This is a genomic window from Paenarthrobacter ureafaciens, assembly GCF_004028095.1.
In the GTDB taxonomy this organism is placed as follows: domain Bacteria; phylum Actinomycetota; class Actinomycetes; order Actinomycetales; family Micrococcaceae; genus Arthrobacter; species Arthrobacter ureafaciens.
The window spans coordinates 43,920-57,276 of the sequence record NZ_SBHM01000003.1 but is presented as its reverse complement, the minus strand read 5'-3'; the positions used below and the strand labels follow the sequence as shown (position 1 = coordinate 57,276).

The following is a 13,357-nucleotide window of genomic DNA, read 5'->3' as shown; positions in this document are numbered from 1 at the left end:
TCAGACCTGCGCTCCCAGTTTGAATCCTTCGGCTCCGGTGGCCTCGTCGGGGCGGGTGTAGGAGAAACCATCGGCCCCAACCGTGACTGCCATTTCAGACTTCTCTTCACGTTCAATGACCGGCTGGGGGTTGCCGTCGAGGTCCAGGACCAGGGAGGCCTCGGTGTACCAGGACGGGACCACGGGGTTGCCCCACCAGTCACGGCGCTGGTTGTCGTGGACGTCCCAGGTGACGGTGGGGTTGTCCGGGTCGCCGGTGTAGTAGTCCTGGGTGTAGATCTCCACCCGGTGGCCGTCCGGGTCCAGGATGTAGAGGTAGAAGGCGTTGGAGACGCCGTGGCGTCCGGGGCCGCGTTCGATGCGGTCGCTGATGCGCAGGGCACCCATTTTGTCGCAGATCTGGATGATGTTGTGTTTCTCGTGGGTGGAGAACGCGATGTGGTGCAGGCGGGGTCCGTTGCCACCGGTCAGGGCGGTGTCATGCACAGTCTGCTTGCGGTGCATCCACGCGGCGTACGTGACGCCGTCGGAATCCTTGATGTCTTCCGAGACCCGGAAGCCCAGGTCCTCGAGGTACTTGCGGCCGCGCGGAACATCCGGGGTGACCTGGTTGAAGTGGTCCAGGCGGACCAGTTCGCCCGCGGAGTACAGATCGTAGCGCTGGGTGAGGCGTTCAACGTGGTCAACCTCGAAGAAGAACTCGTACGGGAAGCCCAGCGGATCCTCCACGCGGACGGAATCGCCCACGCCCTTGGTGAAGCCTTCCTTGCGCCGTTCCACCCGGCAGCCGAGTTCACGGTAGTAGGCCTCGGCGGCATCCACCTCGGCGGGGGACTTCACCCGGTAGGCGAACGCGGCCGCCGCGGCCACCGGGCCCTTCCGCAGGACGAGGTTGTGGTGGATGAATTCCTCGAAGGAACGGAGGTAGATGGTGTTCTCGTCTTCCTCGGTGACGTGCAGGCCAAGGAGATCCACGTAGAACGCCCGCGACTTTTCCAGGTCCGTGACCACGAGTTCGAGGTAGGCGCAGCGGACGATGTCCGGAGCCGGAACGGTCGGGGTGGGGATGGGGCCGGTGAAGGGAGTAGTCATGATGGTCTTTCTTCGTCGAAAGGATGGTTGTGGGTACCCAACTGGGTCGCATTTGTGCGCGCTTTGAGGGCTGAAAACGCGCTCTATTGCGACCTGGTTGGGTGCTAGGCGCCGGACTTGGGCGTGTCTCCGAATTTGGGGGTGTGGACGGAGCCGAGGGTGATGTGCACGGCTTGCTGGTCGGTGTAGAAGTCGATCGAGCGGTAGCCGCCCTCGTGGCCCAGGCCGGAGGCTTTGACGCCGCCGAACGGGGTGCGCAGGTCGCGGACGTTGTGGCTGTTGAGCCACACCATGCCGGCCTCGACGTTTTGGGAGAAGTTGTGCGCCCGGGTCAGGTTCTGCGTCCAGATGTAGGCGGCCAGGCCGTACTTGGTGTTGTTCGCCAGGGCGAGGGCTTCGTCGTCGTTCTCGAACGGGGTGATGGCCACGACGGGACCGAAGATTTCCTCCTGGAAGATCCGCGCGTCAGGTGCGACGTCGGCAAACACGGTGGGTGCGATGTAGTTGCCTTCGGGCAGGTGGTCGGGCCTGCCGCCGCCGGCCAGGAGCCGGCCTTCGGACTTGCCGATCTCCACGTAGGAGGCCACCTTGTCGTAGTGCTCGGGGTGGACGAGCGCACCCACCTGGGTCTTGGGATCGTGGGGATCGCCGACAACGATGTTTTTGGCCCGGGCGGCGTACTTTTCGCAGAATTCGTCGTAGATGGCGCGTTCCACCAGGATGCGGGAGCCGGCGGTGCAGCGTTCGCCGTTGAGCGAGAACACGCCGAACAGGGCCGAATCGATCGCGGCGTCCAGGTCGGCGTCGGCGAACACGACGCACGGGGACTTGCCGCCGAGTTCCATGGACAGGCCCTTGAGGTTCTCTGCAGCGTTGCGGAAGATCGTCTGGCCGGTGGTGGTCTCGCCGGTAAAGGAGATCAGCGGAACGTCCGGGTGCTTCACCAACGCATCACCGGCTTCCTCACCCAGGCCGTTGACCAGGTTGAACACCCCGTCGGGCAGGCCGGCGTCCTTGAAAATCTGCGCCCACAAGGACGCCGAGAGCGGCGTGAACTCTGCTGGCTTCAGGACCACGGTGTTGCCGGTGGCCAAGGCCGGAGCGAGCTTCCACGACTCGAGCATGAACGGGGTATTCCACGGCGTGATCAGGCCGGCGACGCCGATCGGCTTGCGGTTGACGTAGTTGATCTGCGAGCCGGGGACCTTCATCGCGTCGTCGAACTGGGCCACGATCAGGTCCGCGAAGAAACGGAAGTTCTCCGCCGCCCGGAGTGCCTGGCCTTTGGCCTGGGTGATCGGCAGGCCGGTATCGAACGTCTCGAGCTCGGCGAGGCGGGCTTCCTGCGCCTCGACGGCGTCGGCGATCTTGTTCAGCACCCGGGCACGCTCGCGGGGCTTCATCTTCGGCCAGGGACCGTTGACGAACGCTTCGCGCGCTGCGGCGACGGCGAGGTCGATGTCTTCCTTCTGGCCCGCGGCGGCGGTGGCGTAGTTCTGGTTGGACACCGGGTCCAGCACGTCGAAGGTCTTCCCGGAGACGGAGTCAACGAACTCGCCGTTGATGTAGTGCTGGATATGGGTGGGCAGGTCCTCGGGAACGTAGTGCTTGGTGGTTTCGGTGGAGGTCGTCATCGTTGAGTTCCTAACTGGATACGGCGTGGGCGAGGTAGGCGTCGAGGGTGGCGGCGCGGTGTTGGCGGGCAGCTTTCTCGATGGTGTCGGCGTCTGCTCCGGACTCGATGAGTTGGAGCAGGGCCTCGTGTTCACGCACCGATTCCTGGGCCCGGCCGGGCACGAACCGGAACGTGGATGAGCGCAGGGACGCCAGCCGGTTCCAGCCGCGGTGGACCAGGTCAAGAATGTGCGGGTTGGGGCAGTGCTCGAACAGGACGGAATGGAAGTCCTGGTTCAGGGCGGTGAAGCGGACGGGGTCAAAGTGTTCCAGGCACTCGCGCATCTCGGCATTCACTGCACGGGCGCGGGCGATCGTGGCCGGATCAATCAGCGGTGCGGACAACGCGGTGGCCGCACCTTCCACGATGCTCAGGGTCTGCATCGTGTACAGGTACTCGGTGGGGTCGATCCCGGAGACCGTCGCGCCGACGTTCCGTTCGAACTTCACCAGGCCTTCGGCCTCCAGCCGGCGGATGGCTTCGCGGACAGGGACCACGCTGAAGCCCAGGTCTTCGGCGATCTTGGCCAGCACCAGCCGGTAGCCGGGGGTGTAGGCGCCCTCGACGATCCGGGCCTTCACGGCCTCATACGCTTGCTGGGATTTGCTCCCGACGGCGGTTTCAGTCACCGTGGGCTCCTTCCGTGGCTTGCAGGGACAGCCATTCGGCGTAGCGGGCCTGCCACTCCTTGTTCATGGGGTAAAGACCATCCACGCTGTTGCCTTGCTTGACCATCTCAAAGATGAAGACTTCTTCCTTTTCCTGGGCGATGCAGTCGTCCACGAGTTCCTCGGCGATGGCCGGGGGAATGACCAGGATCCCGTCGGAATCGGCAACGATGATGTCGCCCGGCTGCACAGTGGCGCCGCCGCAGGCAATGGTGATGTCGGTGTCCCACGGGATGTGCCGGCGTCCGAGCACGGCCGGGTGCGGGTTCGCGAAGTATGTCGGCATGTCCAGGTCCGCCACGGCAGAGTAGTCGCGGACACCGCCGTCGGTAATGATCGCCGCGGCTCCACGGACCTGGGCCCGCAGTGCGAGGATGTCCCCCACTGTTCCGGTGCCCTTTTCTCCGCGGGCTTCCATGACCAGGATTTCGCCTTCATTCACCGAATCGATCGCGCGTTTCTGGGCGTTGAAGCCACCGCCGTGGGTCTTGAAAAGGTCCTCACGGTTGGGTACATAGCGCAGCGTCCGGGCCAAACCCACCACCTTGCGGTCCGGGCGGGTGGCCTGCAAGCCGTCGATGCTGACGTTGTTCAACCCGCGCTTGCGAAGCTGCGACGACAGGGTAGCGGTGGCCACCGATTCGAGCTTCGCCTTTAACTCCGGCGTCAGCACACTCGCGGCAGCCGCCGGCTCCGCGGGTGCCAGCCCGGCGGCTTCGCGGGAACCGTAGGCCTCTTCCCGCTGCGTGTCATCGGTCTTGGGGCCGGCACCAAAGTCCGCGAACGGCGTCGTACCTTCCGTCACCTTGGTGGTGAGGCGGCCGGTGCTGAAATCACCTCCGGTGACCTCAATTTCGACGACGTCCCCCGGGACAGCCACGGAAGCTCCGGCGGGGGTGCCGGTGAGGATGATGTCGCCCTCCTCGAGCGTCAGCAGCTGGGAGAGGTCCGCGACGAGCTGCGCGAAGGGGAAGAGGAGGTCCTCGGTGGTGTCGTCCTGGACCAGCTGACCGTTATGCCACGTGCGGATGCGCAGTTTGGAAGGGTCGACGGCGTCTGCCGGGATGAGCGCCGGGCCAACGGGCGTGAAGCCGTCACCGCCCTTGGAGCGGAGGTTGGAACCCTTGTCCGCGTAGCGAAGGTCGTACACGCCGAGGTCGTTGGAAGCCGTGACGGCGGCAACGTGGCTCCACGCATCCTCCAAGCCAACGCGGCGGGCAGCTTTGCCGATCACCAGTGCGATCTCGCCCTCGTAACCGAGCAGCTCACAGCCGGCAGGGCGTTCAACGGTGCCGGGAGCGTCGGGGGAACCCAGGGACAACGACGACGGCGGCTTCAGGAAGTACGACGGTTGCGCCGGAGTCCGCCCACGCTGCGCAGCCCGGCTGGGGTAGTTGATGTGGACCGCAATCACCTTGCGCGCTGCCGCCAGGGTGTCCGATGTGACCTGTTCCAAACCCACTCCTCATCGAGTATGAAATCGTATACGATCACTCTGGCTCATCTGCGGGAAGGTGTCAAGGGCCCAACGTGCTTACTATGGCTGGACACCCGGGTCCGCCTGAAAGGGCGGTTGCCCTCCAGACGCAAGGAGCAGCCATGACGCTAAGCAAAGGCACGCACGTCGAATGGAACACGTCCCAGGGCGCGACGCACGGGAAAATCGTCGAGAAGAAGACGTCCGACTTCGAACTCGAAGGCAACACGCACCGGGCCAGCGAGGATGAGCCGCAATACATCGTGGAGTCGGACAAGACCGGTGCCCGTGCGGCGCATAAAGCCTCGGCCCTGACCGAGAAGAAGTAGCGCTGGCGAGGAGGAGCACTATGGCCAAAGAGCTTGCAACCCAACTCATCGAACAACTCCAAGCTGCCGGAGTGCAGCGTATCTACGGGATCGTGGGCGACAGCCTCAACCCCCTCGTCGATGCTGTCCGGCAGACCGGCGGCTCCGCCCAAGGGGGTATCGATTGGATCCACGTCCGGCATGAAGAAGCTGCCGCGTTCGCCGCAGCGGCCGAAGCGCAACTCACCGGAAAGCTGGCCGTGTGTGCCGGTTCCTGCGGCCCCGGCAACCTCCACCTGATCAATGGCCTCTATGACGCCAACCGTACCGGCGCCCCGGTGCTGGCGATTGCCTCCCACATCCCAAGCAAGCAAATAGGCAGCGGGTTCTTCCAGGAGACCCACCCGGACCGGCTCTTCAACGAATGCTCGGTGTACTCCGAACTGGTGAGCACCACCGACCAGGCGCCGCGCGTCATGCATAGCGCCATCCAAAATGCCGTCGCGTTGAGGGGCGTCGCCGTCGTCACTCTGCCCGGTGACATTGCGGGCCTGGAAGCCACGGCTTCAACGCCACTTCCGGCGACGTTCCGCCCCGCCAGTTTGGTTCCGGATCCGGCCAGCGTGCAGGAACTCGCCGATGCCATCAACGACGCCGGCAAGGTCGCCATTTTTGCCGGCGCGGGCGTCGAGGGAGCACACAGCGAGTTGATTGCCCTGGCTGAGTTGGCGAAGGCTCCGATCGGGCATTCCCTGCGCGGCAAGGATTTTGTCCAGTACGACAACCCGTTCGACATTGGCATGACGGGACTGCTCGGCTACGGAGCCGCGGCCGAAGGCATTGAAGACGCTGACCTGCTGGTCCTCCTGGGAACCGACTTTCCCTATGACCAGTTCCTTCCGGAGACCCGCACGGCGCAGGTAGACCGCGCCGCCCAGCGATTGGGGAGGCGGACCGACGTCGACATCGCCGTCCAGGGTGATGTGCTCCCCACCCTCACTGCGCTCCTGCCCCTGGTGAAGCCGAAGTCGAGCCGCCGCTTTCTGGACCAGATGCTCAAGAAACACGACCGCTTGATGAACAAGGCTGTGGGAGCCTACACGCGGAAGGTGGAGAAGAAACAGCCCATCCACCCGGAATACGCGGCGTCGTTGTTGGACCAGGTGGCCGCCGAGGATGCGATCTTCACTGCGGACACCGGCATGTGCAATGTGTGGACGGCGCGCTACATCAACCCTTTGGGGACCCGCCGGCTGATTGGGTCGTTCCTTCACGGTTCCATGGCCAATGCCCTCCCGCACGCCATTGGAGCGCAATTGGCCTATCCGGGCCGCCAGGTGGTGTCGGTCTCCGGCGACGGGGGACTGTCCATGCTGCTGGGTGAACTCATCACCGTGGCTGCCCACAAGTTGCCCGTGAAGGTGGTCGTGTTCAACAACTCCACGTTGGGCATGGTGAAACTGGAGATGCTGGTGGATGGCCTGCCCGACTTCGGGGTGGACGTCCCGGATGCCAACTATGCCGCTGTGGCCAAAGCACTCGGTTTTCACGCGGTGCGGGTGACGGACCCGGCAGACATTGAGTCAGCCTACCGGGAAGCGTTCGCACATCCCGGCCCCGCACTCGTGGAACTGATCACCGATCCGCAGGCGCTGTCCATCCCTCCGAAGATCTCCGGCTCGCAGGTCATCGGTTTCGCCACGGCCATGTCCAAGGTGGTGCTGAACCGCGGAGCGGGGGAGGCCGTCAGCATGGCCCGCAGCAACCTCCGCAACATTCCGCGCCGCTAGGACCCTGGTTCCGGCGGGCCGGGGGCTTACCTCTCCGGTCCGCCGGACCACTCCTTGCCCGCCCACGGATCGTAGTCAGCGATCAGCTTCTCCTGCTGTGGCCGCTTGTCCTCGGGGACATGCTGGAGGTTCACCCGAACGCGGTACCAGAGCGAGCTTGAGCCGCGCATCCCATCCACCAGGACGTCCGCCGGATGCAACTCGGGAACGACGTCCGCGTGGTTGGCTTTCCACTCCTCCAGGGCTTCGAGGGCTTCCGGCTTGGTTTTGGTCCGGGCTACTTCGATGAGCGGCATGGTCGATTTCCGGCGTCCGGACCCGTCGCCTGCCCTGGGTGCCTTTTCCGCCGGGCCCAATTCCTCCGCGAGCGCGAGGAGGCCCTCCAGGTTTCCCGGGGCTTGGTCGATGCCATCGTGGGGATCGCCGATGTCCTTGTACCTGCCAGGGACGGTGAGGACTGTGAACTGGTCCGGCCGGATGGTTGCTAGTTCTTTCCACGTCAGTGGCGTGGAGACCCTGGCGTCCGGCAGGGGCCTGATGGAGTAGGCGGAGGCCACGGTGCGGTCTTTGGCGTTCTGGTTGAAGTCAACAAATACGCTCTCGCCCCGTTCCTCTTTCCACCACCGGGCCGTGGCCAGCCCGGGCGCCCGGTTCCCGACTTCGCGCGCGAGGGTTTCGGCAGCCAGCCGGACCTGCCGGTAGTCATGGTCCGGCGCTATCCGGACCATGATGTGGAGTCCGCGGGAGCCACTGGTCTTGGGCCAGCCAACCAGTCCGACGTCGTCCAGCACCTCCCGAGCCACGTAGGCGACATCCACTATTTGTTTCCAGTCCACGCCCGGCATCGGATCAAGGTCGATCCGGAGTTCGTCGGGGTGGTCGAGGTCTTCGGCCCGCACGGGATGGGGGTTGAGGTCAAGGCAGCCAAGGTTCACCACCCACGCGAGACCGGCGGCGTCCCGTATCACGGCTTCCTCGGCCGAAGTGCCGGAGGAGTAATGCAGTGTTGCGGTGTCGATGAAGGGTGGGTGGTTCTCCGGAACGCGCTTCTGGAAGAACGGCTCCGCGTCGATGCCCTTGGGGAAGCGCTTGAGGACCATGGGCCGCCCGCCGGCTCCACGGAGTGCGCCTTCGGCAACCGACAGGTAGTACCGGACAAGGTCCAGTTTGGTGAGTCCCGGCTCCGGGAAGACCAGCTTGTCCGGACTGGAGACGCGGACGTCCACATCATCGATCGTAAGAATCTCGGCCGGGGTCTTGGACGGAGTCATGGGCGACACGCTAGCAACGATCAGCGGTGTGGACCATAGCCTGCTGCACCAGGCGGTGACCCTTGAGCACGCGTTGGCACGGCGATAGCATGGCCGCCTCCGGATGGTAGCCGCGTCTGGATTGGTGAGCCCCGGCAAGGCGGGTCGCAGCGGATCGGCGGGCGCCGCGAAGGCGGGTCGCAACGGCACATGCAGATGCACAAGGAGCCAATTATGAGTGAAGCAAACGAAAAGTCCGGCGCAGAGTTAATGGTGGACCTGATCATCAGTTTGGACGGCTACGCCTCCGGCGAGGGTTGGCCGGGCTGGTGGGGCCTTGAAGGACCGGAATACCTTGCCTGGCTCGAAGAAGAGGGAAAGAAGGATTTCACCACCCTCATGGGAGCGAATACCTACAGGGTGATGGCTGGACTGTCCCAGCAGGCGGTGGACGACTCTGCCGCGTTCTCCGAAGATGAAGGCGCCAGCCTGGGTGGCTTGGCTGACATGCGGAAGGTCGTCTTCTCCTCTACCCTGCAAGAGCCCCTTGCCTGGCCACATTGCGAGTTGATTCGCGGCGATGCCGTGGAGGCCGTTCGGGAGATGAAACGCACCCGTACAGGGACGTTGTCGACGCTGGGCAGCCTCAGCCTGTCCAGGTCCCTGCTGACCGCCGGGCTCGTGGACCGGTTCCGGCTTGTTATCTTCCCCGTGATCACGGGCCGGACCGGAAGCGAAAGGATCTATGACGGCTACCCGGACGTTGCCCTTGAGTTGATTAACAGCAGGACTTTTGATGGTCGGTCCCAGTTGTTGGAGTACATCCCCACGGTCTTGGAGGGCCCACCTCCGGCTAGAAAATAAGGCAACTTACTAATAGGCTGACGTGGGGACCTTCCCTGACCAGAGGAAACGAGGCGAACATGACTGAAGAACACGGCATCAGCAAGGTCACGGAAATCATCAACGACTCCAGAATCGGGATGCTCACCACCATCAATGAGTCCGGAGTGCTCGTCAGCCGGCCCCTTGCCGTTCAGGAGGTCCAGGAAGACGGCGACCTGTGGTTCCTGACTTCTCTCGGGACATCCCAGGTGGCGCACGTGAAGGCAGATGCCCGGGTCAACGTATCCTTTGGCCGGAGGACCGAGTGGGTCTCCGTGGCTGGAACAGCGGAGGTCGTAACGGACCGGGCGAAGATCCGCCAGCAGTGGAGCCAGGCCGCTGAAGCATGGTTCCCGGACGGACCGGAAACTCCCGAGGCCTGCCTGCTTCGCGTGGATTCCGACTCCGCGGAATACTGGACCAGTCCCGGCGGTACGGCCGCGACCGTCCTGCAGTGGGTCAAGTCCAAAGTGACGAACTCCCGGATGAGTGTCGGGGAGAGCGACACCGTAGATCTCTGAACCATGGTGGATGCTGAGCGGTTCCGCGCGATATTGAACCGGGAGAAGGAGCAAAAGCTCACCCTCCTGGACTCCCTTCGCGGCGACATCCGCTCGGTAAGCGCCGCCCGGGTGGACTCCAATGTGGACGACGAGCATGACCCCGAAGGCAGCACCATAGCGTTCGAACTGTCACAGGCCGGGGCCCTCATGGAGCAAAGCCGTGGGGGATTGGAGCAAATCGAGGCGGCGTTGGCCCGCATTGACGCCGGTACCTACGGCCGATGTGCCGTTTGCGGGGAGGAAATACCCGAGGGTCGCTTGGAAGCCCGCCCTTGGACTCCCTTCTGCGTCCGGCACGCCTCGGGGCGCAGGTAAACGGTTCAGTAATCCAGGCATTTACAACTGTCCGGTCGAGGGCCAGAATATCGGCCATGTCCATCCTTAACGTACCCTCGGAAGCTGAGGCCACCGGCCGGACGGCTGACATTTACCAATCCGACCTCAAGTCCCTGGGCTACGTTCCCAGCCACACCAAAGCTGTAAGCCTCAACCCCGAGGCCTACGAGGCGTGGGCGTCGCTGGCGCGCGCCATAGGTTCCTCCCTCGGGCTCAGGCGCTATGAGCTTGTCACCTTGGCCGCTGCCCAAGCCATCGGATCTTCCCACTGCCGCCTCGCGCACGGGAAGAAGACCCTGGCGATTATCGACGAAGAAGAACTGGCGGCGATCGCCCGCGACTACCGAACGGCGGGATTGCCACCGGAAGAAGTGGCCATGATGGATTACGCGGTGAAGCTCAGCACGGAGCCGTCCGCCATGTCCGACGACGACACCCTCCGCCTGCGCGACGCAGGGTTCAGCGATCGCGAGATTGTCGATATTACGCTGGCTGCGGCCGCCCGCAACTACTTCAGCAGGGCATTGCTGGCTTTGGCAGTTGATCTGGACGTACCCCAAGGTCTGTCGCCGGGGCTCAAAGACGCTCTACTGGCGCCCCTGCCACCGGACTGACGCACAGGGCTGGCTGACGGCACCGGCTCACTGCGCTGGCTCACTGCACTGCACCGACGTGCTGCATTGAGCCGCCGACGTACCGCACTGCACCGACGCGGGCCGCACTAAATCGACGCGTCGCCGTCGGACTCTATCTAGGCCACCACGCCCCGGTCCGAACCCGTGGGCTCCGGTCCGCTGTGGCCCGGCGGCGACGTCGTGGCGCGGTCGGCTGCAGGAGCTTGCTTGCGGCTGGCGAGAAGGAACGGGACGGCCAGCAACTCGATGACACCGGCAATCGCCAGCGACGCGGGATAGCCGTAAAGGTCCGCGCTGCGGCCCAGGAGCGGTTGGACCACGACGCCTCCGCTGGAACCCATCAGGGAATCAAAGCTCAAGACCGTAGCGCGCTGCTTGGACGGGATCATGTCATTGACGTACGCCTGCCGCACCGGAAGGGCCGCCGAACCCATGACCGCCCAAAGCGCCAGCAGCAGCAAGGCAACCCAGAACAAGCTGGTAAACCCCAAGGCCAGCAGGATCGCCCCACCGATGACGCCGGTCAGGATCAGCACCGAAGTGCGCCTGTGGAACATGCCTCGCAAATGCGGTGCCAACCAGCCCCCAAGAACCTGCGAACCGGCAACGATCGCGGCCGCGAGCCCTGCAATCGAGTAAGCCTTTGGATCGCCGAACAGCTCAAGCAGGAAGGGCTGCAAAGCATAGAAAACGTAAATCCCGACGCCGGCAGTGAAGGGAGCAGCGAGCATCACGTACCGGACGGGGCGGTTTTTCAAACCGTTTTCGATCGACGCCGACAACACCGTCCGCGTGGCTTCCAACGGGCGGGCGGAGCGCTCGGGTGAGAACCCGACGTCGTGCATCAACCGGAAAGCGACCGCGAACATGGCAACGAGTACCAGGACCCTCAGCAGGAACGGCACGCCAAGGTCCGTGGCCTGCGCAATGACACCCCCCGCCACTGAGCCGACCAGCATAGCGATTCCTTGCGCCATCTGCCCGCGGCCCAGGACGGTTTCCAGGCCGCCTTCGTATCCCGAATACCGCAGGGCGTCCACCAGCCAGGCTTCAACTGCCCCGGAGAAAAACGTGAAGCCAAGCCCCAACAGCACCGACACCACCGCCCACATCCAGAACGGTGCGGAGATCTGCCAGAGGACGTAGTAGAGGTAAGTGGACGAGGCGAGCGTCATGGTGCCCAGCAGGAACGAAGTACGCCGACCCCACCCATCGGCAACTACACCGGTGGGCACCTCGAACAGGACCATGCCCGCAGTGAAGAACGCGTTCGCGGCGAAAGCCTCAAGGTTGCTCAGTCCAGCATCCAGCAGGAAAAGGGTGTTGATGCCCCAGATGAAGGATGCCGCGATCGTGTTGCCCAAGGTGAGTGTCAGGTAGACACGCTGTATCGCGCGGGCGGCATCGTTCATGGTGTCGCCGCTGCCTTCGGAGTGAGGACGGGCCACGAGCCCATTGTCTTACCGTTCGGTTCCTGTTGCCATAGCGTTTCGCCGGCCCGTTCGACATGCACTGCCCGCCATCGCGCCGGCAGGAAAAGATGCCATAAACGCAGGATAAGGTGATCCCATGAAATCCGCCGCCGCCAAGGTAGCCGTGGGGGTCGCCGTCGTGGCCGTGGCGAGCCTGGGAGTAGTGGCCCTGGCAGCCAAACCAAGCACGGGGCCCGCAGAGCCCGGCTATTGCAGTGCCCCCGGAAGCCAAGCCACAAAGGTTACCCAGTACGTTGTGGGTGGCTACAAGGATCCGGAAGACACCTCGCGCTCGCTGCAAAAGGCGATTGACGCCGCGGCGAAGGACGGAGGGGCTGTTCTCCAGCTTCCCGAGGGAACGTTCATGCTGGACAAGCCGTTGGTGCTCAAATCCAACGTTGCACTCAAGGGCCAAGGCGCGGCCACAGTATTGAAGGCCGGGCCCGGATTCCTGTCCTCAAAGGGTCCTTTCGGAGGGCATCCGCTCATAACCACCAATGGTGCCAACAACGTGACCATCGCCGGGCTGACCGCGGACCACAGCGGAGACCAGCTGGATGGAAATGCCCCCGGACGGCTCTCCGAATACCTCGTGGACGTCCGGCACTCCAAGAACGCACTGGTGGAGGGTGTCCTAACCAGAAACCCCTTCACCTATTCCATCGCGGTAGTGGCCAGCAGCGACTTCTGTGTCCGCAACAACCAGACCGTTGCAACCAGCAGCGGCTCCTATGACCAGTTGGACGGCATCCACATCACCGACTCCCACGGCGGCGTGGTGGAAGGCAACACTGTGGACCAGGGACAAGGAGCTGATGGCGACGACGGCCTGGTGGCCCAATCGATCGGCGCCGAAGTCCATGACGTGGTGTACAGGAACAACCGTGTCCGCGGGGGCCCGCATGGTTCCGGCCTGCAGCTGGCCGTCGGGAAGCACTCCATCCACAACATCACGGTGGAAAACAACACCTTTTGGGGTTCGCCCAACGGGATCCAAACCGGTTACTACGACGGCAACGCAGCAGTCCGGGACATCCAGGTGTCGGGCAACTCGTTCACCGACATGCCGGGTCCCTGGCTGACTTTCCACGGTGAATTGCAGAACATCAGCGTGACGGACAACACCATTTGCCGCACGGGAGGCCTCAAACTTGGCGATGGCGCTGGAATCAAAGCAACCAACAACAAGGACGGGTGCTAGCGGGA

At 64.0% G+C, this 13,357-nt stretch carries 13 protein-coding genes; 7 read left to right on the top strand and 6 right to left on the bottom strand.

What is annotated here, in order from left to right; genetic code table 11:
* The 4 genes from hpaD to AUR_RS00580 form a co-directional block, all read right to left on the bottom strand.
* Positions 1-1,092: a 3,4-dihydroxyphenylacetate 2,3-dioxygenase gene (gene hpaD / locus AUR_RS00595; RefSeq protein ID WP_021474576.1), complete on the bottom strand. Its 1,092-nt coding sequence runs from the start codon at positions 1,090-1,092 to the stop codon at positions 1-3.
* 104 nt (positions 1,093-1,196) lie between these two features.
* Entirely contained in the window at positions 1,197-2,726 is a 1,530-nt protein-coding gene (gene hpaE / locus AUR_RS00590; protein WP_062096803.1) for a 5-carboxymethyl-2-hydroxymuconate semialdehyde dehydrogenase, read from the bottom strand.
* Positions 2,727-2,736: 10 nt separating this feature from the next.
* On the bottom strand, positions 2,737-3,396 hold the full coding sequence (locus AUR_RS00585) for a GntR family transcriptional regulator (protein WP_062096804.1): 660 nt from the start codon (positions 3,394-3,396) through the stop codon (positions 2,737-2,739).
* Complete coding sequence (locus AUR_RS00580) at positions 3,389-4,891, bottom strand: fumarylacetoacetate hydrolase family protein (protein WP_062096805.1); 1,503 nt, start codon at positions 4,889-4,891, stop codon at positions 3,389-3,391. The genes AUR_RS00585 and AUR_RS00580 overlap by 8 nt, the downstream gene beginning before the upstream one ends.
* A gap of 143 nt (positions 4,892-5,034) precedes the next feature.
* Here AUR_RS00580 and AUR_RS00575 point away from each other — a divergent pair, with 143 nt between their 5' ends.
* Both AUR_RS00575 and AUR_RS00570 read left to right on the top strand, forming a co-directional pair.
* Entirely contained in the window at positions 5,035-5,241 is a 207-nt protein-coding gene (locus AUR_RS00575) for a hypervirulence associated TUDOR domain-containing protein (RefSeq protein WP_021474572.1), read from the top strand.
* A gap of 20 nt (positions 5,242-5,261) precedes the next feature.
* Entirely contained in the window at positions 5,262-7,010 is a 1,749-nt protein-coding gene (locus tag AUR_RS00570; protein ID WP_021474571.1) for a pyruvate dehydrogenase, read from the top strand.
* Positions 7,011-7,036: 26 nt separating this feature from the next.
* Here the strand turns inward: AUR_RS00570 and ligD are convergent, their stop codons facing one another.
* Positions 7,037-8,281: a non-homologous end-joining DNA ligase gene (gene ligD / locus AUR_RS00565; RefSeq protein WP_062096806.1), complete on the bottom strand. Its 1,245-nt coding sequence runs from the start codon at positions 8,279-8,281 to the stop codon at positions 7,037-7,039.
* Between the two features lie 213 nt (positions 8,282-8,494).
* Here ligD and AUR_RS00560 point away from each other — a divergent pair, with 213 nt between their 5' ends.
* From AUR_RS00560 to AUR_RS00545, 4 genes are read left to right on the top strand one after another with little or no spacing between them, the layout of a single operon-like run.
* Positions 8,495-9,124 (top strand): dihydrofolate reductase family protein, encoded by a 630-nt coding sequence (locus tag AUR_RS00560; protein WP_062096807.1) that lies wholly within the window; start codon positions 8,495-8,497, stop codon positions 9,122-9,124.
* A 59-nt stretch (positions 9,125-9,183) separates the two neighbouring features.
* Positions 9,184-9,666: a pyridoxamine 5'-phosphate oxidase family protein gene (locus tag AUR_RS00555; RefSeq protein WP_062096808.1), complete on the top strand. Its 483-nt coding sequence runs from the start codon at positions 9,184-9,186 to the stop codon at positions 9,664-9,666.
* Between the two features lie 3 nt (positions 9,667-9,669).
* The gene (locus tag AUR_RS00550) at positions 9,670-10,023 is read left to right on the top strand and encodes a TraR/DksA family transcriptional regulator (protein WP_062096809.1); all 354 of its coding nucleotides are present in this window, start codon (positions 9,670-9,672) and stop codon (positions 10,021-10,023) included.
* A 56-nt stretch (positions 10,024-10,079) separates the two neighbouring features.
* Positions 10,080-10,658, top strand: a complete 579-nt coding sequence (locus AUR_RS00545) for a carboxymuconolactone decarboxylase family protein (protein ID WP_062096810.1) — start codon at positions 10,080-10,082, stop codon at positions 10,656-10,658.
* A gap of 137 nt (positions 10,659-10,795) precedes the next feature.
* Here AUR_RS00545 and AUR_RS00540 read toward each other — a convergent pair whose 3' ends face one another.
* On the bottom strand, positions 10,796-12,091 hold the full coding sequence (locus AUR_RS00540; protein ID WP_062099177.1) for an MFS transporter: 1,296 nt from the start codon (positions 12,089-12,091) through the stop codon (positions 10,796-10,798).
* Between the two features lie 157 nt (positions 12,092-12,248).
* Here AUR_RS00540 and AUR_RS00535 point away from each other — a divergent pair, with 157 nt between their 5' ends.
* Entirely contained in the window at positions 12,249-13,352 is a 1,104-nt protein-coding gene (locus AUR_RS00535) for a glycosyl hydrolase family 28-related protein (RefSeq protein ID WP_062096811.1), read from the top strand.
* Positions 13,353-13,357: the final 5 nt, after the last annotated feature.